The following is a 22,273-nucleotide window of genomic DNA, read 5'->3' on the forward strand; positions in this document are numbered from 1 at the left end:
CGACCGCTCCGAGCGGAGGTCGATCGCGTACGAAATTCTAAAACAGCGTGATCGAAAAGGATTTTTCAAAAACGTCGGAAGGGGCAAGCTCGTTACCCCATTCGCGTTCGCTCAATTCGCCCGAAAAGCCTGCGCGGTCGCAGCGACCGTACCACGGTTCGATGCACAAAAACGGAGCGCTCCTTTCCTGCGGTGACCACAAACCGAAAATATCCGTGTCGAAGTCCACGCGCACGAATTCTTTTTTCGATTTGTCAAGCAATGTGACTGCACGGATACCGCTGTTTTCGAAGATGAGCGCGTCGTGCGAAAACATATCGGCGGTAATCCGCATTTCGCCGTCGGAAAGCGACAAGGAATCCGTCTTCTCCTGCACAAGACCTGCGGCGTTTATCGTACGTGCGGTGACCCGCTCTATTTTTTCAGCGCCTGAAAGCCGGATCGAACAGTCGGTAAGTTTTCCGCCCTGCACCGGACACACGAAGCCCGGATGTGCGCCGAGAGAAAAATACATCGCCCGTTTTCCGGTGTTCGTCACGCGCCAGGTCTGTGTCAGCGTGCTTCCCGTAATCGTATATGTGATTTCGAATAAAAACGGAAACGGATAAACCTTCAGTGTTTTGTCCGTATCGGAAAGCGTAAACTGCAGATACGTATCCGTACACTTCGAAAGCGTGAACTCGACGTCGCGTGCAAATCCGTGCGGCGTCATAGGATAGGTTTTCCCTCCATAGCGATAGACTCCTCCGTTCAATTTTCCGACAAACGGAAAGAGGTTCGGCGCCGAACGATTCCATACGGCGGGATCGGCCTGCCACAGATATTCGATATCGCCCTTTTTGAGCGATACGAGTTCGGCTCCTTTTAAAACCGCCGCTATTGAAATAACGCCGTTTGAAATTTCGTATTGCATATATGCCTCCGTATCAGTAAAGACTGCCGCTAAAAACTTCGTCGGTTTTTAGGGTACATCGATATTAATTTTTCAAAAATACCCACGTAGCGCCGCTGCCGCCCATGCGCCGGTCGGGATGACCGGAACGGCCGCAGCGTCTATCCTGTTCGATAAATTTTCTCACTTCCTCTCCGAGTACCGGATCGCTTCCCGTCGTGTGGATTCCCTTTCCGTGCACGATGAGGATTTTACGAAGTCCGCGTTTTGCGCATTCACCGACGAAAATCGTAAGCCTGTTCCGCGCTTCCTCGCGCGTAAGGCCGTGCAAATCGATGCGCGCTTCGATCGGAAGATCTTTTACATAGAGCTGCGAGCGTGTTCGATTACGCTCGGCTTCCTCGGCCGCGATTTTATCTTTATCGACGACGCCGTAACGGCGGAGCCACGCTTCCTGCGGATCGATGCGCTTTGTAAAACCGTTTTCATCTTCCGAACGATTCGACGACGCTTTGTTTTTTTCAGGTGCATTCGCTTTTTTACCCGAAACCGGATTTCCCGTCCGCGCTTTCCGCTTCGCTTCTTTTTGCATTTTATCCCATTCATCGAGTACCGTACCGAAATCCATAGTTCCTCCGCATTACCGATTATTACTTATTAATTATTAATTTTTACCGTATGGCGGCAACAGACGATGACGCAGCCCAGCCGCCTGCGGTACCGTATTGAATATACACCCATTTGCCGGCAGCCTCTTCAACGCGGACACGCTCGCCGCTTGCTATCGGAGAAACCAAACCCGATGACTCGTCGGGCACGAGCCGTATTTCACCGCCTTTAAAAATACCGTATGTTCCCGAAAGGCGTATTCCCGAAACTACGGCAAACGCAAAAACGATCATGGCGCAGCCTAAAAACGCGTATGCGCCTGCGCGTTTTTTCAGCACAAACAATACGGCGCACAAAAGTGCGAGCACAAATGCTGCCGACGCAAAAAATATGCACGCGGCAACGCTCGGTTCGGCTTTACCGGCTGCGATGCCGAGCTTTGCCTCAAATGCGCGCCTGGCGGATACCGCTTTCCACGGAAAAAAAGCGTGCCTCTCGGCGCTCCGCAGCATCGCAAGCGTCTCGCAATCGGATTCGGAAACGGCGCGTACCGTATGTTCGCTTTCGGAATTGTCGACTTCCGAAAAAGCATAAGAAAAATAGCTTTCGTTGCTGTCGCTCTCATCGGAAGGAGAGGAAAGTGCGGGTACGACGCGGATCGACGCCGGAGGCGGCGAAAGCTTTACACGGGCGCCGCTGTATGCGCTTACGGTAAGCTCCATGTCGGGGATGGGCGCATTCCCGCTGACGAGAGGTTGCCACTCGAAGAGAGCGACGGGAATCGGGTCTGTCGTAAAAAGCGACGCGCGCGGAGCACCTTCGGCGATTTCATAGCGCCACAACTCCGTCAAAAGCGCATTTTTCGGAGCCGCCCACGAAAAACGTAGCGCCTGTACGACGTACTGCACGTACAGCGTAAATAAAATTTTTTCACCGGCAGGCAGGGTAAACAGCGGTTCATCGTTCGCCGCGCCCTCCGCGAGTTCCGTTCCGTTTTCGAATTTAATAATCAAGCGAGGAAAAGTCGATGCGGGATTCTGTTCGATATTGACATCGGAAAAAGGAATATCATAGGGACGCCCTTTGATGCGCACGCGGAGCGACGGCAGCATATAGATGCGCGCATCCCGGAACGAAAGCCAGATATCGATTTCGGTACCGGACTGCATACCGCTCTCTGTATAATCCGTCTTCCGCATCGATACGACGCTGACGCCGGGCGGCATTACGGGACTGTCGGCTTGGACGTCGGAGGGTTTTACATCGGGTATGATGAGAGAAAACATATAGTCCGTTCCGGAATACAGCGCGCCGACGGGAGGCGTTACCCGGAGTTTTTGCAGATCGGACGGCGAAGAGGCATAGAGCGCCCCGATATCGAACGAAATTAATAAAAACAATATCGCAAAAACCGTTTTACCCGGTATTCGAAACAGCATTGCGGATTCCGCATTTTTCAAAAGTCGAAGTGCTCCGATCATTTCGTTTTTCATCCGAGTCGGCAATAAAATTAATAATCGACGGAAGAATTCGATTCCGCCGTCCGTTCGCTGTTTTTCCATTGCTTTTGATCATTCTCCCGTATCCGTTGGTATATAGCACTTTCGACAGCTGAAATCGCATCCGTATCCTCGACAAGCGGCACCGATTCCGTTTCCTTTTCGTGCGCTTCTTTGACGGTCTGCTGTCTGCGCGCGATTTCAAGGTTTTCTTTCGCCGCCGTCTTCGTGCCGTCGATCTTCAGCGCTTCCCGAAAGCATGCGACGGCTTCCGTGTAATTACCGCCCCGGTACGCAATAATCCCCCTATTGTAACAGGCTGCAAAGCGAACGTGCGCAGGCGAAGAGAGGTCGATGTTTTTCAAACACGAAAGAGAAGCCTCATATTCGCTCTGCATGATATAGGTCGCCGCAAGATTGTACTCGGCGTACTGTTCGGAAAGCGCGTCTCCGTTTTCGCCCGCTCTTTCTCCGACACGCAAAAAACCCGCGATCGCGCTCCGATAATTTTTCCGGTACCACGCCCACGAACTTACCGCTATCTCCTGTGCGTTTGCGATTCGAGCGGTACACGAGGAAAACAAAATCGCTGAAACACAGAGGAAAACGGCGACCGCCTGACTTTTGTGGAAGAGCCTCCGATAATTTTCAAAATCGAACTCGGCAACGGCGAAACTCAACACAAAAGCCGCAATCGCTAAAATCAAAAACAGCGTATACCGCTCTACGGGCTTTACTTCATACGAAACGGTGAGCGCGGTTTCGCTTTTGAGCGGTTTTAACAATTCGAGCGCCGAACCTGCTTCGGTCGCATCGATGTACCGCGCCGCAGCGGAATAATTATAGCGCGCGGCATAGTGAGAAGCCTGTTCGGCCGCTTTTTTCATCTGCTCCGAACGGAGAGCGGTCATCACTTTCGTCTTTCCGTCACCGGCATTTATCTCGACTTCCCGTTCCGTTCCGAATCCGATAAGTGAAACGTGCACGCCTTCTTTTACGCAAGTTTCGAGAGAGGCGGCGAGCTGCCCGTCGGTTTCGTCTCCGTCGGTAAAAATCCAAATGCGCTCCGCCTGCGCCGAGTCGGACGGAAACGAGCGGAGCGCAGCTTCGATGCCCTTGCCGAGCGACGTGCCGGCGGCGCTCATGAGATTCGGCGAAAGCGTTTCCAAAAGCGAGCGCACGATCGCCGTATCTTCCGTAAGCGGAACGACGATCACGCCGTCGCCTTTTGCCAAAACGACGGAAACGGACACGCCGTCCATGCGCGACAAAAGCATATCCGCATAGCGCGACGCCGCTTTGAGTCGCGTCAATCCGCCGGGCGCATCGTCGGCGGTCATGCTGTATGAAATATCGAATACGAACGAAACGGCGCTTCCGCTTTTCTGTACGGGCACTTCGTAAGTACCCCACGAAAATCCCGCATACGCGAAGACCAGCATAATCCATGCAAAGCAGCGGAACAATGTCCGTACGATGAGCGTACGAGAAAGATTGCGCATACGTTTTGATTCCGGAAGATTCGTATCGATGACGGCTGTCCGCTTCGAATATGCAATGATCCCGCGATATCTGTGAAATGCGGCGACGAGAGCCGGAATAATCAATATAAAGCCGTAAAAGGCGTAGGGACGTTCACAGGAAATCATCATATCAAATCAGCTCCTGCAGATAAAGCCTGCGTATAAACAGGGCAAGCGCGAATAAGATTACCGCCGCGACGATCAATCTGTCGTAATATCGTGTACTTTCGGTGCGCAAATGATACGTCTGCACGACGTTCACTTCCCTGCCGATCGACGAAAGCACGTTTGCCAAATCACCGGTCGTCTGCACGCCGTAATATTTTCCGCCGGAAAGGGAGGCGATGCGTTCGAGCGGTGCCGGATCGAAATCGGATTGCAGATAACCGGAATACACGCGCCCCGTTTTCGGATCGACGTAATCGAGCGGAGCCGCTCCCTTCGTACCGATGCCGAGCGCATAGACGGCAATGCGATTTTTTTTCGCCAGCTCGGCGGCCGTTTCGGGATGGATCGAACCGGCATTGTTTTCACCGTCGGTAACGAGAACGATGCATTTTTTCGGAGAAGCCGAAGAGCAAAGGTGATAGACCGCCGTGCTCAATCCCGTACCGATCGCACTCCCGTCGCCGAGATTCCCGATCGCAAGAGAGTCGAGCCGTGAAAAAAATACGGCACGGTCGATTGTCGGCGGTACGACGAGCGCAGCTTCAGTCGCCATCGCGACAAGGCCGAAGGACATGCCGCCGGTTTCCGAAGAGAGTGTACGTATCGCTCTGCGCGCAGCATCGAGCCTCGTCATATTTGCGATATCCTTTACCGCCATCGACGGACTCGTGTCTACGACAAAGAGGATGTCGGCACCGCGAGACGTATACACCCGCTCCTGATAATAAACGACGGGATCGGCAAGGGCGGCAACCGTGAGCGCAAACGCCGCTATGATAAAGATGCGGGAAATAAAAGATGCGGCGCTGCGCAGTCTGCCTTTCCATTCGAAGGTTTTGCCGCCCCAATCCGAAAGCGTTGCCGGAAACGCCATGCGTGTAAACAAGCCGCACGCTCTCAATATAAAAAGAAAGGGAACGAGCAGGAGCAAAAAAAACGCCGCAGGATTTCGAAAATCAGGCATAGGAAGCGCTCCCGAAAAACCTATCGCTTATTCGTGCGGAGCGTTCAATACTCCGCTGCCGCTTGAAGCTTCGCTGCGAGTCTTCGACAAGGTTGTTCATCAATTCGATTTTAATAAAATGCAAAATAAAATTTATTATTTTTTTGCTATTCATTTTATTCCTTTTCCGAAATCCATACCGCATTTCAATCCCGACGGGCGGCACCTTCAAAGCGTTCGACGGCATCGCGCACGATCCTGATAAGAGATGCGCGTTCATCCGTTTTGAGATCCGCCGCAAACTGCTCTGCAGGCTCCTTTTTCGAATCGATCGAATCGCGGGCGTAGCGCACGTAATCGGTACGCCGCAAAACCGCCGCAAGCGACATAGCGCCCGATTGGCTTTTTTCCGACATCGTGCCGGCCGTAATCTTTTCAAAGGTATCCATAATCGCGGAACTCGACACGGCGCTGAATCGATAGCCGAAGCGGAAATCGAGATAGCGCCTGATAAGCTGCTGCAGTTCCGTGCAAAATTCCGCATCGTTTATTTTATTTCCCGCCCGCTCAAGCCGCTTCAGCCGCCGGTACGATTCTTTTGCGTTTTTCGCATACGCGCGAAGCAGTTTCCGCGTCGCATAGGCTTCGCACACGGACTGCCATTTTACGATGAGGTTGATCAATGCGATCAACAGAATGATTGAAAGGACTGCCGCGATGTAGAGCGCGTACATCGTTCCGGGAAGCAAAAGCGGTCCCATGCTTGCGCGCAGCTGCGCGTCGTCCTTGTCCTGCAGGATCGACGAAACTTCGACACGCAGCCCTTTGATGATAAAGGGAGCTGCCGCACCTCCGTATACGGCGGCGGAAATATCGAACATTGGAAAATCGATCGCACCGGTATTCCACGGGATAAAGACAAGACGAAACGTATAGAGGAGACCGTTCCGTTCGAGCGACGCATTCAATATCGTATAATCGTCGGTATCGGTTTGAAAGGGAAGCGACTTCAACGCAAGTTCACGGGAAAGGACAGCATCGCCCATATCGGCAAAAAAATCGACGGCGGAACGAAACGTACAGCGCAGTTCGGCCGTATCGCCGACATAGATCGTTTTCGGCATGACTATCTGAGTCGTATCGTCTTCGGCAAAACCGACGGCATGTGCGCTTATCGCAATGCATAAAAAAATTAATAATTTTTTCATTGTCCCCGCCCCTTGTACGAAAAGAAATTCGAAAGGACGCGGACGATCTCGTCGTCGGTTGAAAGCGCAAGCGGTACGGCTCCGTGGCGGATGCACGATTCCTGCCAATGCATAAAGCGGCGGCGATTGTCGCTTCTCCATGCGTTTCGAAAGGATGATGACGAAGACGGCAGTACGAGGCGCACAGCCGTTTCGCTGTCGATAAAGGGCACCGTTCCGATTTCCGGAAGTTCGTTGTCGATCTCATCGACAATGCGCACCGCAACGACATCGTTTTTTTGTGCGAGAGAAGCGAGGGAAGTAATCCATCCGACCGTCCGGAAGTCGGAAAAGACAAAGACGAGCGACCGCTTTTTTAATAATTTTCCCGCACCCGTAAGCGCGCTTTCCAGAGCCGAACCGGCAGTGCCGTATTCATCGACTTCATCGAGGCGCGCAAGCAAAAGCATCGTTCGCTTCCGTCCGCTTTCGGGCGCGCACGAAAATTGTATGTCGCCGTCGAAAAAAACGGCGCCGATGCTGCTCGCATTTATCTCGGCCGCCATCGCGACAAGGGCTGCCGCTTCGGCTGCCGTGCGGTAACGCGTTCTGCTTCCCGTACCGCTAAACATCGAAAACGAACGATCTACGACGATAAAGATCTGGAGCTCGCGCTCTTCTTCGAAAAGCTTTACATAGGGCTTTCCCATGCGCGCGGTGACGTTCCAGTCGATGGCACGCACGTCGTCGCCGCGAAGGTATTCGCGCACGCCGCTGAATTCGATGCCCTGCCCGCGGAAGAGAGAACGGAAAGAACCCGTTTTAAAACTGTCGGCGAGAGACGCGGCGGTGAGACGGAGCAGAGCCGCCTGTTTTGCGAGCGTTTCCCTGTTGACGGCGAGCAGGTGTTTCATCGCTAGGGAACCGGCACGAAATCGAGGATTCGGGAAATGATTTCATCGGCGGTGACGGAATCCGCGGCGGCTTCGTAAGAGAGCACGAGGCGGTGACGCATGACGGCGGGAGCCGCAAGCTTAACGTCTTCGGGCAGCACAAACGATCGCCCTTGAAAGAGAGCTGCCGCTTTCGCACACTGTAAAAGCGCGATGCCCGCACGCGGAGAAGCGCCGAAAGCGATATAGCGCGTAATGTCATGTACGGACGCTTTTTTATCGGGATCGGGGCGCGTTACCGCTGTAAGCGAGACGATGTATTCGATAAGCGCATCGTCGCACACGATTTTCGAAAGCAATTTTCGAAGCAGGGCGATATCGCTCGAAGTCAAAATCCTGCGTACCGGAACGGAAGCTGCCGCTCCCCCCGTCTTTACGACGGCGAACTCCTCTTCGGCTTTCGGATAGGGCACGACGATCTTCAGCAAAAAACGGTCGAGCTCCGCTTCGGGCAAATTGTATGTGCCTTCCTGCTCGATCGGATTTTGCGTCGCAAGCACGAAAAAAGGCTCCGGCAGCGCATACGACGTTTCACCGATCGTCACCTGCCGCTCTTCCATCGCTTCAAGCATGGCGGACTGCACTTTCGCGCTTGCACGGTTTATCTCGTCGGCGAGTACGACGTTCGCAAACACCGGCCCCTTGCGCACGGAAAATGTCCCCTTTCCCTGCTCATAGATAAGCGTGCCGGAAACATCGGCGGGAAGCAGATCGGGCGTAAATTGAATGCGTTTAAAATCGAGTCCCGAAATTTGCGCAAAGGTTTTGACGGCAAGCGTCTTTGCAAGACCCGGCACGCCTTCGAGCAGCACGTGTCCGCCCGCGATAAACGCCGTCATGATACCGTCAAACAAGACATCCTGACCGATAAGACGTTTGTGCGCTTCAGTACGACATGCTTCGATCAGTGTGCGGCATGCTGCAAGTTCCTCTCCGCCCGCACTGTATTTTTCCATCTCACAACCTCAAGCCTGCATGCATTGCATTGTTATAATTGACAATCTCACCGTATTTCAGAATAATCTATTTTATCATGTTGAACCCTTTAGCACAAGAATTAAACGAATGCTTAAAAGACACCGTTGCGGGAAAGTTGCTTTCGGACGAAGGATCGCGGATGTATTTTCCGAAAGGGATAATCGCGCAGAGCGAAGAAGCGAAAAAGGGGGCGTCCAAAGCGAACGGAACGATCGGCATGACGATCATTAACGGAACGCCGGCGATTCTTCCGTCGATTCAAAAAAGCGTTCCGTCCTTTGACGCCCGTTCTCTTGTCGCATACGCGCCGACGGCAGGGCAAAAAGAGTTCCGCACGATTTGGCAAAAACAGATAATCGACAAAAATCCGCTTTTAAAAACGAAAAAAATATCTCTGCCCGTCGTCGTACCCGGTCTTACCGCAGGTCTTTCCTATATCGCAGACCTGTTTATAGACGAGACGAAACCGCTTCTTGCGCCGGATCCGTCGTGGGACAATTATGCGCTCATAGTAGAAGCGAGACGGGGAGCGGAACTGCACCCATTCAATTTCTTTGACAGCGGCAAAATCGACACGGTCTCACTTAAAAACGCAGTCAAAAAAGAAGCGGCTTCTTACGGTTCGGTACGGCTCCTGTTCAACTTCCCGCAAAATCCGTCGGGCTACAGTCCGACGAAAAACGAAGTTGCCGAACTCTGCCGCATCATACGCGAGGCGGCTTCCGGCGGCACAAAATTATTAATTTTATGCGACGACGCGTACTTCGGTCTCAACTATGAAGACGACATCGAAGCGCAATCGCTCTTTGCTCACATTGCGGACATCCACGAAAACGTGCTCGCCGTAAAAATCGACGGACCGACAAAAGAAGACTTCGCGTGGGGATTCCGCTGCGGCTTCGTCACCTTCGCTTCAAAAAATTTCAGCGACGAACACTACGATGCGCTTATCAAAAAACTCATGGGTGTCATACGTTCGTCCGTTTCGTGCAGTGCAACTCCTTCGCAGTCGCTGCTCATACACTCCTATAGCGACCCCGAAAACGAGGTGCAAAAAATCGCATTCCGAAAAATTCTCGAAGCGCGCTATCGCGCCGTAAGAAGCTTTGTCGATACTCACGAGTCGGGCGCGATCGAAGCACTGCCGTTCAATTCGGGCTATTTTATGAGCTTCCGCCTCAAAGGGATCGATGCGGAGACATTGCGCAAAAAGCTGCTTTCGGAAAGGGGCATCGGCACGATATCGATCGACGATCGGACGCTCCGCGTCGCATTCAGCAGCATAGACGAAGATAAAATCGAATCGGTGTATGCCGACATATACGCCGCAGCCGACGAGATGTACCGTGCCCTCTGAATCGACCGCCGCCCGCGCACTGCCGACGGAACGAAACACCGCTTCATCGTGCAGCGGACTTTCCGCAACAAGCGCCGTTGCATCGTTCTTTTTCCGACCGCTGCCATACGCTTCATCCCGTACGAGAGCTGTCGGCAACTGTACGGCGCAGGCGTGTAAAAAAATCCTGTGCTACCTTTGCGTTCTTTTTTTATTTACAATATTTTTTGCAGGCTGTTCACTCAAGCGCGAAACGCTCATCACGATATGGACAAATATCCCCGAATTTACCGAATATGGGGAACTTTTCAACGATACGCACGGCAAAAAAAAAGTGATCCTCGTCTATAAAAAAAATCCCTCGGAAGCGATCGCATCGAAAGCGGAAAAAAATCCTCCCGACATCGCCGTCGGCCCCTGGCTCCGCACCGATAAAACGAGCCGTTTTTTCCGATCAATCGACACGATATTCGACGGGAACGGTATAACGCAATCGATTTTCTATCCCCAGCTGCTTGAAGCGGGAAAGATAAGACAGGCGTACTACCTGCTACCGGTGAGCTTCAATCTGCCGGCCGTCATCTTTTCTCGAGAAAACGCGGCGGCAGTCGAAGACAATTACACGCTGTCGATCGAACAGATAAAAGCGGCGGGAGCCGCATTCAACGTACAGCAAAAAAACGGCGTCTATACGCGCATCGGATTTGCCCCTCAGGCGGGTAACAGCTTTCTTTATTTTACGGCGAAAGCGAAAGGCGCGCAGTTCCGCGAATATAAATCGTCGTTTACGTGGAACGCCGACAAACTTTCCGACGCAATCGCCTACCTCAAAAACTGGTCGAAAACCGTAAACACTTCTTCGGAAGCGGAACGGGATTTCACGTATAAATACCTGTCCGTGCCGAATTTCAAACGTGTCACGTCCGGACGCACGCTGTTCGCATACATCACGAGCGATGCGCTGTTCAGTCTCACGCCCGAACAATCCGAAATGCTCGACTACCGTTGGATCTACGACGGAAACAAAATACCGATCGAAGATTCCTTCGTCACGCTCGGAATTCCTAAGGGCGCAAAACACCCGAACGCCGCATACGATTTTATTGTATGGTTTTTGAGTGCGGAAACCCAGCGCGCCATACTTGAACGCAAAGCGAAACAAAACCTCGACATACACCAATTCGGTATCGCAGGCGGTTTTTCTTCGATCAAAGAAGTGAACGAACACATCCTTCCGCTGTATAAAACGATGCTTTTGACAAATACGCCGCCAACCGATATGCTCGGCGTACCGGAAAAGCTGCCTGCCGATTGGGAAATTATTAAAGAGCAGATCATCGTTCCGTACCTCAGGGACGAAGTGCAAAACACGGGCGGTGCACCCGTCGCCGATTTGCCCTCACGTATCGCAAACAGGGCGAAACCGAGCTACGAACAATAGAATCAATAGCGTATGCTCGCTGCAATGGGCAAATGATCGGAATAGCCCTTTCCCGTGTACATCGCATACCGAACCGGGATGCCTTCTTCGTCCGCCCACGGTCCGTCCGTTTCCGCCGCAAACGAAAGGACTTTAGCTTGTCCCGCCGTAAAAAAATGATCGATGCGCTCCCCTTTACCCTCGTAATAATAGCTGTACATCCCGCACGCATTTTCCGAAAGCCACGGCGATTTGACAAGCGCTTCCGATACGGTACCGAAACCCGCCCCATACAAAACGACAGCGTCCCCTTCGCCCCCCTTCGAAAACTCGCCGATATCGCGATTGAAGTCTCCGCAGGCGACGGCGGCGCTTCCGTTCGTCTCAAGCAGCAATCGGGCAAGGACGGATTCCTGCCAGCTCCGCCACAGAGCGCTTTCTTTTTCTCCTCCCAATTTCGACTTCCAGTGATTGACACAGAGCGTAAGAGAGCGGGAGCCTTGCAGCACGGACACACAGATGACGGGACGCATGCGCGGTTGTTTTGTATGAGTGCGGATATCGAGGGTATGAACGGTCATCGCGTGAAGCGGCCGGCGGGAAAGCACGGCACATCCGAGCGCGTCGCCATGCGCCTTTGCAAAACATACATAGCTCCAATTTTTTTTAGCATCCCACGCGCCGCCTGCCAGCATATTTGCGATATCGTACATAACGCCTTCGTTTTCGATTTCTTCGAAAACGTATACGTCCGCGTTGAGGTTTTTAATCGCACCGCAGAGACGGCCGAGCCGGGCGGTATATTCGTCCCTTCCCCACTTCGATTTAGGCGATTTGAATTCGGCGTATTCGCATCCGTCCGCGTTCGCATCGAAAAAGGTCTGTACGTTCCAGTTTACGATGCGGATCGTCCGGACGCCCTCTTCCCGTTCTCTTTCCTTCGCACCTTCGGCGGACACCGCGCAGCCCGCGCCGAACAAAAAGAGCGGTAAAAAACACGCGATCGTTATTTTTTTCATAGAGCTTCTCCGTGCGTCGATTTCGACTTCACCTTATAATCGTCGACGTTTTGCATTTTTACGCGGGTTTTGCGGAAAAGATTTTGCGGAAAAACGTCATAAAAATCGCATTACAGCTCGATACCGGACAAGCGTTTTCTACAAAGATTGCCCGTACACTTTCCCTTACGGGGGAAATCATCTATACTGACGGTATGGCAGATTATCCCAAATTCCCCGAAGCGCCGGAAGGCACTCCCCCTTCGCAGTTCGTACATCTTCACGTGCACTCCGATTATTCGCTGCTCGACGGCGCGGCAAAGATAGAATCGCTCGTAAAGCGCGCAAAAGAGCTGAATATGAAAGCGCTCGCGCTCACCGATCACGGCAATATGTTCGGCGTACTTAATTTCGAAAAGCTCTGCCATACGAACGGCATCAATCCGATCGTCGGCGAAGAATTCTACGTCGCGGAAAACGACTGCCGCACGCAGGAAAAGACGCGCTACGGCGGAAAATACTATCACCTTATTTTGCTGTGCGAAAACGAAACGGGCTACCGCAATATGTCGTGGCTTTCAAGCATCGCCTACACGGAAGGCTTTTACTATAAACCGCGTATCGATTTCAAACTGCTCGAAAAATATCACGAAGGGCTTATCTGTCTGTCGGCCTGTCTGCAGGGTGAAGTGCCGCAGGCGCTGCTCCACGGAGACGAAGCGCATGCGGAAGAAACCGCGAGGCGCTATGCCGAACTTTTCGGCCCCGACCGCTACTATATCGAAGTACAGGATCACGGAGTCGAAGAGCAAAAGCGCGTCGCCCCGCGCCTCATCGCGCTCGCAAAAAAGCTCAATATACCGGCGGTGCTGACGAACGACGTACACTATTGCATGAAAGAAGACGCCGAAGCGCAGGACGTGCTGCGCTGCATCGGCTTTCAAACAAAGCTTTCCGAACCGCACCAGACGATGGGAGACGGCAGAACCGAGTGGTATTTTAAAAGCGAAGGGGAAATGCGGTCCCTCTTTCCGGATTACCCCGAACTCATGGCGAACACGCTCAAAATCGCCGATATGTGCAATCTGACGATTCACCAGTACGATACGGCCGAACTTCGCACCTGCCTGCCGCACGTGCATATTCCCGAACCGTTTAAAAGCGAAGACGAATACGTGCGCCACTTAGTCGAAACGGGTTTGCGAAAACGCTATAAAACGATAACGCCGGAAATGACCGAACGCGCCGAACACGAACTTTCCATCATCTTTAAGATGGGCTTTTCCGGCTACTTTCTCGTCGTGTGGGAATTCATCAACTGGTCGAAAAAAAACAATATTCCGATCGGGCCGGGCCGAGGTTCGGGCGCCGGCTCTCTCGTCGCATACGCGATGGAAATCACCGACATCGATCCCTTCCGCTTTAAGCTGCTGTTCGAGCGGTTTTTAAATCCCGAACGCATTTCGATGCCGGACTTCGACGTGGACATGGATTACGATTTCCGGCAGGAAGTCATCCGGCACACGCGGGAAGTTTACGGAGATCCGCAAGTCGGACACATCGTCACTTTCGGTACGCTGAAAGCGAAAGCCGTCATCAAAGACGTCGGGCGCGTACTCGGCGTTCCGCTTGCGGAAGTGACGGCGCTTACGAAGTGCATTCCGAACAATCCGAAGTTCCGTTTAAAAGACGCCTTCACGCCTCCCGATGAAAGCCATCCCGAAAACGGGCAGCTCATCCGATTCAAAGACGATCCGCGTTACGAAAAGCTTTTCGAGCTGTGTTTTAAACTTGAAAATATGAACCGCAATACGAGTCTTCACGCATCGGGCATGGTGATTTCGCTGACGCCCCTTCCCGACTGGGCGCCGGTTTTCAAAGATCCGAAAACGGGCGAAGTCGGCGTGCAGTATACGATGGACATCATCGAACCGTGCGGCTTGGTCAAAATGGATTACCTCGGATTAAAAACGCTTTCGCTTATCCGCTACGCCGAGACGATCATCAACAAGCATCGAAAACCCGGAGAGAGCGAGTTCCGCACGGAAAGCGTCGATGAAGCCGATAAAAAAACCTACGAGCTCTTTCAGCGGGGCGATACCGCCGCGATTTTTCAATTCGAATCGCCGGGCATGCAAAAGGTTTTGCGTCAAGCGCAGCCGACAAAGCTCGAAGACCTCGTCGCGTTGAATGCACTCTACCGGCCGGGGCCCATGCAGTTTATTCCGCAGTTTATCCAAGGCCGCTTTCATCCGGAAACGATCACCTATCCCGACGACTGCCTGAAAGACATTCTCGAAGAAACCTACGGCGTCATGGTGTATCAGGAACAGGTCATGCAGGTTGCGCAGCGGATCGCGGGCTTTACGCTCGGACAGGCGGACATGCTGCGCCGCGCTATGGGTAAAAAGAAAAAAGACGTCCTCATGGCGCAAAAAGAAAAATTCATCGCAGGCGCCGTCAAAAACGGATTTTCCGAACAAAAAGCCGACCGCATATTCGAAATCATGGTACCCTTCGCCGGCTACGGTTTTAACAAATCGCACGCGGCCGCATATTCGGTCGTCGCATACCGCACGGGCTGGCTCAAGTGCCACTACCCCGCGGAATTCATGGCGGCGAATTTGACGAACGAAATCACATCGACCGACAAGCTGCCCGAATACATCGAAGAAGTGCGGCACATGGGCATCGCTGTCGACGCGCCCGACGTCAACCGTTCGGACATCGTGTTCGACGTCGTCGACGGGCATATCGTATTCGGACTGAAAGGCATCAAAGGTATGGGAGAAGCGGCCGCACAGTGCATCGTCGATGAACGAAACAAAAACGGTGCGTATAAAAGCTTTATCGATTTTCTCGACCGCGTCGATCTCCGCACGGTCAACAAACGCGCCCTCGAAGCGCTCATCAAAACGGGCGCTTTCGATAAACTCGATCAAAACAGGCCGACGCTGCTGAAAAATCTCGAAAACGCCGTATCGTATGCGGAAGCGAAAAAGCGGGATGCGGCGAACGGACAGGAAGATTTATTCGGCAGCACGGATGAAAAAGTGTTCGCCGATTTCGTATTCGAAAAAGTCGAAGACATGTCGAAAACCGAAAAGCTCAACGAAGAAAAGCAGCTCATCGGAAGCTATGTCAGCGGTCATCCGCTCGACGATTACAAAATTGCGGTAAAAAATGCGGTAACGCTCAATTCGCAAAATATCGAACGGGAAGCAAAAGATGTGCAGGCTATAAAAGCCGCCCGCATCGCAAACGGAGCGTCTGCGTGGCAGACGCGGAACTCCGGACGGGAACACGTCGCGCTCGGTATGCTCACCGATGTGCGGACTATCCGTACGAAAAAAGGCGACGAAATGGCCTTTGCAAAGCTGCAGGATTACGGAGGCGCGATCGACATCACGATATTTCCGCGCACGTGGGAAACGATAAAATCGCGGATTTTCGAAGACGGCATCTATGCGTTCCGCGGCAAAGTCGATGTGAATAACGACGCGGCATCCTTTATCGTCGATTCGATTGAAGATCCCGCATCTCTGGAAGCGCGCGCGGTAAGCGAAGTGCACATCGCCGTCGAAGACGGTTTTTCGAACGCCGCCGAAATCAACCCGCTGAAAGATTTTTTATTTGGCAAATCGGGTCAATGTTTTGTATATTTTCATATAGACACCGGTAAAGGCCCGTACATCGTCAAAGCGAATTCGCAGCTCACCGTATCATCGGATTCCGCCCTTATCGCCGAATTGAAAGAGCTGCCCTTCGTCAAAGACGTATGGACTGCATGAATATTGTAAGAGGAACCTCTAAAAACTGCAGTTTTTAGAGGTAACTTTGAAAATGCGAGGATACACATGGTAAGATATGTTATCGCGACGCTTATACGGCTCATCAATATCTATTCGTTTTTGTGTTTTATACGGATAATACTCACGTGGATTCCGGGCGCACAGTATTCGGCGCCGGGCAGGATTTTGTCGGCGCTGTGCGATCCGTTTTTAAATATATTCCGCGGCACGAGGTGGATGCAGATCGGCTCGCTCGATTTTTCCCCCGCGGTTTCGATCGGACTTTTGTACGCGATTTCCTATATTCTCCAAAATATTTTGATGACCGGACGTCTGTACCTCGGCGCCGTTCTTGCAATCGTTATCGGTATGGCGTGGTCTATCGTCAATTCACTTGCATTGTTTTTGCTCGTTTTGCTCATCATCAGATTTATCGTCATCCTTTCGCAAAAGCGGGCGAACTACTACGGCTCGCTTTGGTCGCAGCTCGATTACGCGCTCGAACCCTTTGTACACCGCATTTCCCGCATATTTACGGGAAATAAATTCGTCGGCTATAAAACCTCTCTCGGCATCACGATCGCCGCGCTCATCGGTATTTTGGCGGGCGGCCATTACCTTTTCAAATGGCTTATAAAAATCGTACAGCAGCTGCCGTTTTAAATAATGAAACTCGGCGATATACGCAATTCGATAACGACTCTTCCGGGCGTCGGGCCGGCGGCGGCAAAGCTTTTCGCAAAATTGAACGTATTTTCCGTAGCCGATTTGCTCACGCTGTATCCGAAACAATACGACGACCGCACGAAGCGTATACCGCTTTCCGCATTCCGCTCATCGAAAGTGCACTGCGCCGCCATCGTCACTTCCCACGAATGGTTCGGTTACGGCAGGATGAAAACGCTGAAGCTCATCATCTCCGACGGAGAGGCGGAAGCGGAACTCGTCGCCTTCAATCGGCCGTTTTTGGAAAAACAATTTCCCGTCGGAACGATCATATCCGTAACGGGCGCTTTCGATGTAAAATACGGCAAGCTCCAAAGCACTTCATTCGAAATTATTAAATTGAGCGAAAGCGGCGATCTTTCCGATTATAAAAAGACGGCGCTTCCCGACTCCCGCGTCCTCCCCGTCTATCCGCTCACCGAAGGACTCAATCAAAAAAACGTACGGAAAACGATCCTCGCCGCTCTCCGCGAATACAGCGCGGGAATCGAAAACGAACTGCCCGATTACATCATGGAAAAGCACAAACTCCTTTCAAAGCGCGATGCGATCCGGGCGGTGCACGCACCCGAAAGCCTTTCGCAGGCCGAAAAAGCGCGGCGAACGCTCATCTACGAAGAGCTCTTTCATTTTCAATGCGTCATAGCAAAGCGCGCGTGGGAACACAGGGGCGCAGTCCCCGATGCATCGCTTTCGCTCTCTCCGTTTGAAAATACGGAAGAACGCGGAGCGAAAAACGGAAGCGGAAAAAGCCCTTCCGCCGGCACGGATGAAAGCGGCGCGGCGGACGGAATATCCGCAGGCAGCATCGCTCCCGAAATCGGAGCGCCCGACGGTGCAGACGGCGGCATATACGACGCGACACGGCAGATATTCATCGATTCGCTTTCTCCTCTGCAAAGGGCGCTTTACGATCGCCTCCTGTTCCGCCTCACGCTCGATCAGATGAACGTCATCATGGAAATGGATGACGATCTCGACAGGGGCTATCGGGAACGCGAACTCGTCGCAAACGATGAAAAAAAAGCTCCGGCGGAACGCGCGGAAAACGAGCGGCCTCCGGTGTTTACGATGGCGCGGCTTTTGCAGGGAGACGTCGGATCAGGCAAAACGCTCGCCGCTTTTTTCGCATGTCTTCGCGTCATCAGCTGGAAAGGACAGTGCGCGTTTATGGCTCCGACGGAACTGCTCGCCAGGCAGCATGCGGAAAACGCTTCGCGCATGCTCGCGCCGCTCGGCATACGCGTCGCATTTCTCACCGGAAACGTAAAAGCAAGCGGCAGAGCGGAATTGTTAAAACAGCTTAAAGCGGGCAATATCGACATCGTGATCGGTACGCACGCGCTTTTTTCCGAAGCCGTACAGTACAACGACCTCCAGCTCGCCGTCATAGACGAACAGCACCGCTTCGGCGTTTTGCAGCGTCAAGCGATAATCGAAAAAGGCAGAAAGATTGCAGGTACTTCGTCCTACACGCTCCATCTTTTGATGATGAGCGCGACGCCGATCCCGCAGACGCTCGCACTCACCGCTTTCGGCGACTTGGACGTTTCGCTTTTGCGCACGCAGCCCGAAGGAAGAAAGGCGGTGAAAACATATCTCGTGCGGGAAGGAAACGAAGCGAACGCATACGAAGCGGTGCGTAAAGAACTCGAGGCGGGACATCAGGCGTATTTCGTCTATCCCGCAATAGAAGGCGACGGACGGCAAACGGACGGAGCGGACACGGACGGAAACGGCGACAACATGGAATCCGTCGGATCGGCGTATGTGGGATCGGGGGCGGAGGCAAAAGCGGCAGGTGCAAAGCGGACGCGGAACGTGCAGTTTCCGCTTTTGTATGCAAAAGAAAAATCCGCAGCAAAGGCGGCGGAAGAGATGTTCGCGTTTTTATCCGAGCGCGTGTATCCCGAATTCTCCTGCGCGCTCATCCATTCGCGCATCGATGAAGACGAGCAAGTGCGTATTCTCCACGATTTTCAAAAGGGACGCATACAAGTGCTCGCCGCGACGACCGTCATCGAAGTCGGAGTGGATGTACCGAATGCGACGTGCATCGTCATCGAACGCTCAGACCGCTTCGGACTCGCGCAGCTGCACCAGCTGAGGGGCAGGGTCGGGCGCGGAGATGCGCAGTCGTATTGCTTTTTGATCTACGGAAAAAACATCACGGAAACGGGGATCGAGCGGATGAAAGTATTGCGCGAAAGCACCGACGGATTTTTTATTGCGGAACGGGATTTAAAACTGCGCGGCCCCGGCGAAGTAACCGGAACCGCACAATCGGGAGACCTCGAACTCGGCATCGCGGACATCCGCCGCGACGGAGAAATCCTCGTCGAAGCGAGAAACGACGCCTTCGAATATATGCGAAGCGTTTTGCGCTGACGCCCTAAGCTTACCGTGCGAGCGGGAAAAACGCCGGCCGCACATCGGGCGAAACGCCGGCACGGCTCGGGCAAAACGACTATGCGATGTAAGCTTCGAGGCGCTGCATGCGTCTCGGATGGCGCATACGCACGATGGCGTGCTTTTCGATTTGACGGATGCGCTCTTTGGTAAGATTGCACGTATCGCCGACTTCTTTCAGAGACATGGGGCGGGTACCGTTCAAACCGTAGCGAAGCGACAGCACTTTCGCTTCGTTCGGCTTCAGCGTGTTCAGCACGTCTCCGATATCGCGCTTCATTGCATTCGAAATCGCTTCCTCGTCGGGATTGTCGTAGCGCTCGTCTTCGATAAAATCGCTCACGGACGTGCGGTCGTTGTCGCTCGAAGCGACCTGCGCGTCGAGGGAAATCATATCGCGCGAGATATTCACCATTTCGCGCACGTGCTGCTTGTCCATCTTCAACATACGCGCAACTTCGGCGAATTCCTGCTCTTCGGTTTTATCGCCCGTCATAAGCTTTCGCGCGTGTTCGATCTGCACGAGTTCGTTCGCACGGTTGAGCGGGAGACGAATGGCGCGGCTCTTTTCGCAGATCGCTTTTAAAATCGCCTGGCGGATCCACCACACCGCGTATGAAATAAAGTGATAGCCCTTCGATACGTCGAATCTGTCGACCGCCGTCAAAAGACCGATATTGCCTTCGCTGATCAAATCGGGCAAATCGAGTCCGTGATTTTGATACTTTTTCGCAACGTTGACGACAAAACGCAGATTCGCGTTGACGATTTTGTCTTTCGCAGCCTTGTCGCCCGCCTTCGCTTTCAGCGCCAAATCGGTTTCCTCGTCGCGCGAAAGCAGAGAAACTTTATTTATATCTTTCAAGTACATTGAAAGGACGTTTTCATCGTTTGTCATAGATACACCTCCAAGCCGGCACAAAACCGTATACGTAAATTATTGCAATATCTATGCCAATAACGAGGAAGAGGGAAAATCGTTACGATAATATTTTGTTAGAATCGTACATCATTTTTAATTCTTTATAATACAATAAATTAAAAAAAGATGTTTTTTTATCGTTTCGAATGACGATCGATTTTTCTTGACTTTCGGTAACATTTTGAGTAAATTTATGTCGAATTTACTCACCCTCATAAAAATACACTGAAATTGTGTCATTTTGATACTTTTTTTATATCGATTTTCTTGACGTGCGGAATGCTTGTTATTACTATATAAATATGCACACCGTAAATTCCGCCGCCGCTTCCCGAATCGACCATCCCTTTGCGCCGGTATACGATTCGAAAAGCCGCGTCCTCGTTCTCGGCACGATGCCTTCTCCGCGTTCCCGAACGGCGGGTTTTTACTATATGCACGGGCAAAACAGGTTCTGGCCGGTTATCGCCTCTCTTGCAGGAGAAAGGCTCGGCTATGCGAACGATGCGGGAAGCAAAGCCGTCGATGAACGGAGAGCGCTTGTGCTCCGGCACGGCATCGCGCTGTGGGACGTACTCGCTTCGTGCGATATACGGGGAGCGGCCGACACAAGCATAAAAAATCCCGTGCCGAACGATTTTTCAAAACTGCTTGTATCGTCTCATATCGACCGTATATATTGCACGGGGCAGACTGCGTATAAGCTCTACACAAAGCTGTGCGAAGAGGCGACACACATAGGTGCCGTATGCCTCCCGTCGACGAGCAGCGCAAACCGCGGGCGCTGGCCGCTCGATGCACTGATTGAGGCGTATCGCTGTGTATTTGAGCGGTGAGCGATGAACTTTCAAAAAATCAATAAAAAAGCGATTAAAAAAGCGGACGAACTCGGAAAGGCAGCCGGAAGACTTGAAGTAAAAAAGGTCGGCTCGCACTTGGAAAAAATGAAACGCGGTCCGATCGCGGATCTGTGGCATATCGTCGAAGCGCTGTGGGCGGGCTTTAAATCGCCGGAAATTCCTATCGAAACAAAAGTCATGATAATCGGCGCGCTCGTCTACCTCGTCAGTCCTTTCGATATCGTGCCCGATTTTTTACTGCCCGGAGGTTTGCTCGACGATGCCGCGGTCATCGCATTCGTCTACGCGCAGTGCAAAGACCTCATCACCGAAACGATCCCGAAAATATCCGAACAGGTAAAAAACGGCATCCGCGGCATAGGAGACGCGGCGTCGGAACAGATACGGCGCATCACCGAAGACACCGTGTCCGCTGCGGTCGGAAAACAGTTTCAACGGTACTGCACGCGATTTTTTTTCAACTCGCTTGTGAAGCTCGCCCTTTTTGCCGCGTCGATGCTGCTCCTTGCCCTTTCAAAACCTGCATGGGCGCCCGGCATAATCGCAGCGTCCGTTCTGCTCATAAGCGCGAGCCTCTGGTTTGCCCTCTCCGCCGCCGCCTCCTGCATCTCATGTTTTAAATTTCTTAATAATTTTTTTCCGGCGTTGAAACAAATCCGCACGCGGGAAACACAAAATGCGCTTGCAAATCCGCGCTATAAAAAATTGCGGCGGCAGGAAGTGTTCGCCGAAGCGCTTTACACCGCGACAGCCGAAGGCATCCCTTGCGGATCGCCGGCAAAAAAATCGTTGTACGCGTTTTTTTTCCGCGCATGGAACGAAGGCAAACTGCCCGCATGGATTCCGCGAAAGCGCGCTATGGCGGAACACGTGTGGAATGCGCTCAAAACCCGCATCGTCATCCTTATCGGCTCCATTACCGGCTACTTCGTCGTGTACAATGTGCTCGTGCGGAATTTCGTGCTGCCGGCCGTCACGGATTATACGCTGCCTGAGCTGCTCGCCTACCCTTTCATATACGTTTGGAATTTTCTGCGCTGACGATGCCGTACATCCGCA

General features: G+C 52.6%; 17 protein-coding genes. 7 read left to right on the forward strand and 10 right to left on the reverse strand.

The features are described 5' to 3' along the window. Nucleotides 1-37: 37 nt before the first annotated feature. The 8 genes from H9I36_RS08830 to H9I36_RS08865 form a co-directional block, all read right to left on the reverse strand. Nucleotides 38-913, reverse strand: a complete 876-nt coding sequence (locus H9I36_RS08830; protein WP_187384987.1) for an aldose 1-epimerase family protein — start codon at nt 911-913, stop codon at nt 38-40. 64 nt (nt 914-977) lie between these two features. After that, complete coding sequence (locus H9I36_RS08835) at nt 978-1,520, reverse strand: Smr/MutS family protein (RefSeq protein ID WP_187384988.1); 543 nt, start codon at nt 1,518-1,520, stop codon at nt 978-980. Nucleotides 1,521-1,563: 43 nt separating this feature from the next. Continuing rightward, the gene (locus H9I36_RS08840) at nt 1,564-3,063 is read right to left on the reverse strand and encodes a hypothetical protein (RefSeq protein ID WP_187384989.1); all 1,500 of its coding nucleotides are present in this window, start codon (nt 3,061-3,063) and stop codon (nt 1,564-1,566) included. Then, the gene (locus tag H9I36_RS08845) at nt 3,012-4,652 is read right to left on the reverse strand and encodes a VWA domain-containing protein (RefSeq protein ID WP_187384990.1); all 1,641 of its coding nucleotides are present in this window, start codon (nt 4,650-4,652) and stop codon (nt 3,012-3,014) included. Before H9I36_RS08845 ends, H9I36_RS08840 begins: the two co-directional genes overlap by 52 nt. Nucleotide 4,653: 1 nt before the next feature. Beyond that, nucleotides 4,654-5,655, reverse strand: a complete 1,002-nt coding sequence (locus H9I36_RS08850) for a VWA domain-containing protein (RefSeq protein ID WP_187384991.1) — start codon at nt 5,653-5,655, stop codon at nt 4,654-4,656. A 185-nt stretch (nt 5,656-5,840) separates the two neighbouring features. Beyond that, nucleotides 5,841-6,842, reverse strand: coding sequence for a hypothetical protein (locus tag H9I36_RS08855; RefSeq protein WP_187384992.1), 1,002 nt, complete (start codon nt 6,840-6,842; stop codon nt 5,841-5,843). Continuing rightward, complete coding sequence (locus tag H9I36_RS08860; protein ID WP_187384993.1) at nt 6,839-7,735, reverse strand: DUF58 domain-containing protein; 897 nt, start codon at nt 7,733-7,735, stop codon at nt 6,839-6,841. The genes H9I36_RS08855 and H9I36_RS08860 overlap by 4 nt, the downstream gene beginning before the upstream one ends. A gap of 2 nt (nt 7,736-7,737) precedes the next feature. Then, nucleotides 7,738-8,730 (reverse strand): AAA family ATPase, encoded by a 993-nt coding sequence (locus H9I36_RS08865; protein ID WP_187384994.1) that lies wholly within the window; start codon nt 8,728-8,730, stop codon nt 7,738-7,740. Between the two features lie 77 nt (nt 8,731-8,807). On the opposite strand from H9I36_RS08865, the gene H9I36_RS08870 reads away from it, so the two are divergent. Further along, the gene (locus H9I36_RS08870) at nt 8,808-10,109 is read left to right on the forward strand and encodes an aminotransferase class I/II-fold pyridoxal phosphate-dependent enzyme (protein ID WP_187384995.1); all 1,302 of its coding nucleotides are present in this window, start codon (nt 8,808-8,810) and stop codon (nt 10,107-10,109) included. Further along, complete coding sequence (locus H9I36_RS08875; protein ID WP_187384996.1) at nt 10,063-11,529, forward strand: ABC transporter substrate-binding protein; 1,467 nt, start codon at nt 10,063-10,065, stop codon at nt 11,527-11,529. Before H9I36_RS08870 ends, H9I36_RS08875 begins: the two co-directional genes overlap by 47 nt. Before the next feature lie 2 nt (nt 11,530-11,531). Here H9I36_RS08875 and H9I36_RS08880 read toward each other — a convergent pair whose 3' ends face one another. After that, nucleotides 11,532-12,527: an endonuclease/exonuclease/phosphatase family protein gene (locus tag H9I36_RS08880; RefSeq protein WP_187384997.1), complete on the reverse strand. Its 996-nt coding sequence runs from the start codon at nt 12,525-12,527 to the stop codon at nt 11,532-11,534. Nucleotides 12,528-12,721: 194 nt separating this feature from the next. On the opposite strand from H9I36_RS08880, the gene dnaE reads away from it, so the two are divergent. From dnaE to H9I36_RS08895, 3 genes are all read left to right on the forward strand, one after another. Beyond that, nucleotides 12,722-16,297 carry a DNA polymerase III subunit alpha gene (gene dnaE, locus H9I36_RS08885; protein ID WP_187385047.1) on the forward strand — a complete coding sequence of 1,192 codons (3,576 nt, stop codon included), beginning with the start codon at nt 12,722-12,724 and terminating at the stop codon, nt 16,295-16,297. A gap of 66 nt (nt 16,298-16,363) precedes the next feature. Then, complete coding sequence (locus H9I36_RS08890) at nt 16,364-16,960, forward strand: YggT family protein (RefSeq protein WP_187384998.1); 597 nt, start codon at nt 16,364-16,366, stop codon at nt 16,958-16,960. 3 nt (nt 16,961-16,963) lie between these two features. Then, the gene (locus H9I36_RS08895; protein WP_187384999.1) at nt 16,964-19,411 is read left to right on the forward strand and encodes an ATP-dependent DNA helicase RecG; all 2,448 of its coding nucleotides are present in this window, start codon (nt 16,964-16,966) and stop codon (nt 19,409-19,411) included. A 79-nt stretch (nt 19,412-19,490) separates the two neighbouring features. On the opposite strand, the gene H9I36_RS08900 is transcribed toward H9I36_RS08895, so the two are convergent. Next, nucleotides 19,491-20,330 carry a sigma-70 family RNA polymerase sigma factor gene (locus tag H9I36_RS08900; protein WP_187385000.1) on the reverse strand — a complete coding sequence of 280 codons (840 nt, stop codon included), beginning with the start codon at nt 20,328-20,330 and terminating at the stop codon, nt 19,491-19,493. Nucleotides 20,331-20,656: 326 nt separating this feature from the next. Between H9I36_RS08900 and H9I36_RS08905 the strand changes: the two genes are divergently transcribed. Continuing rightward, complete coding sequence (locus H9I36_RS08905) at nt 20,657-21,190, forward strand: DNA-deoxyinosine glycosylase (RefSeq protein WP_187385001.1); 534 nt, start codon at nt 20,657-20,659, stop codon at nt 21,188-21,190. 3 nt (nt 21,191-21,193) lie between these two features. Further along, nucleotides 21,194-22,255: a YkvA family protein gene (locus H9I36_RS08910; RefSeq protein WP_187385002.1), complete on the forward strand. Its 1,062-nt coding sequence runs from the start codon at nt 21,194-21,196 to the stop codon at nt 22,253-22,255. Nucleotides 22,256-22,273 lie beyond the last annotated feature (18 nt).

The organism is Treponema sp. Marseille-Q4130 (genome assembly GCF_014334325.1).
Classification (GTDB): domain Bacteria; phylum Spirochaetota; class Spirochaetia; order Treponematales; family Treponemataceae; genus Treponema_D.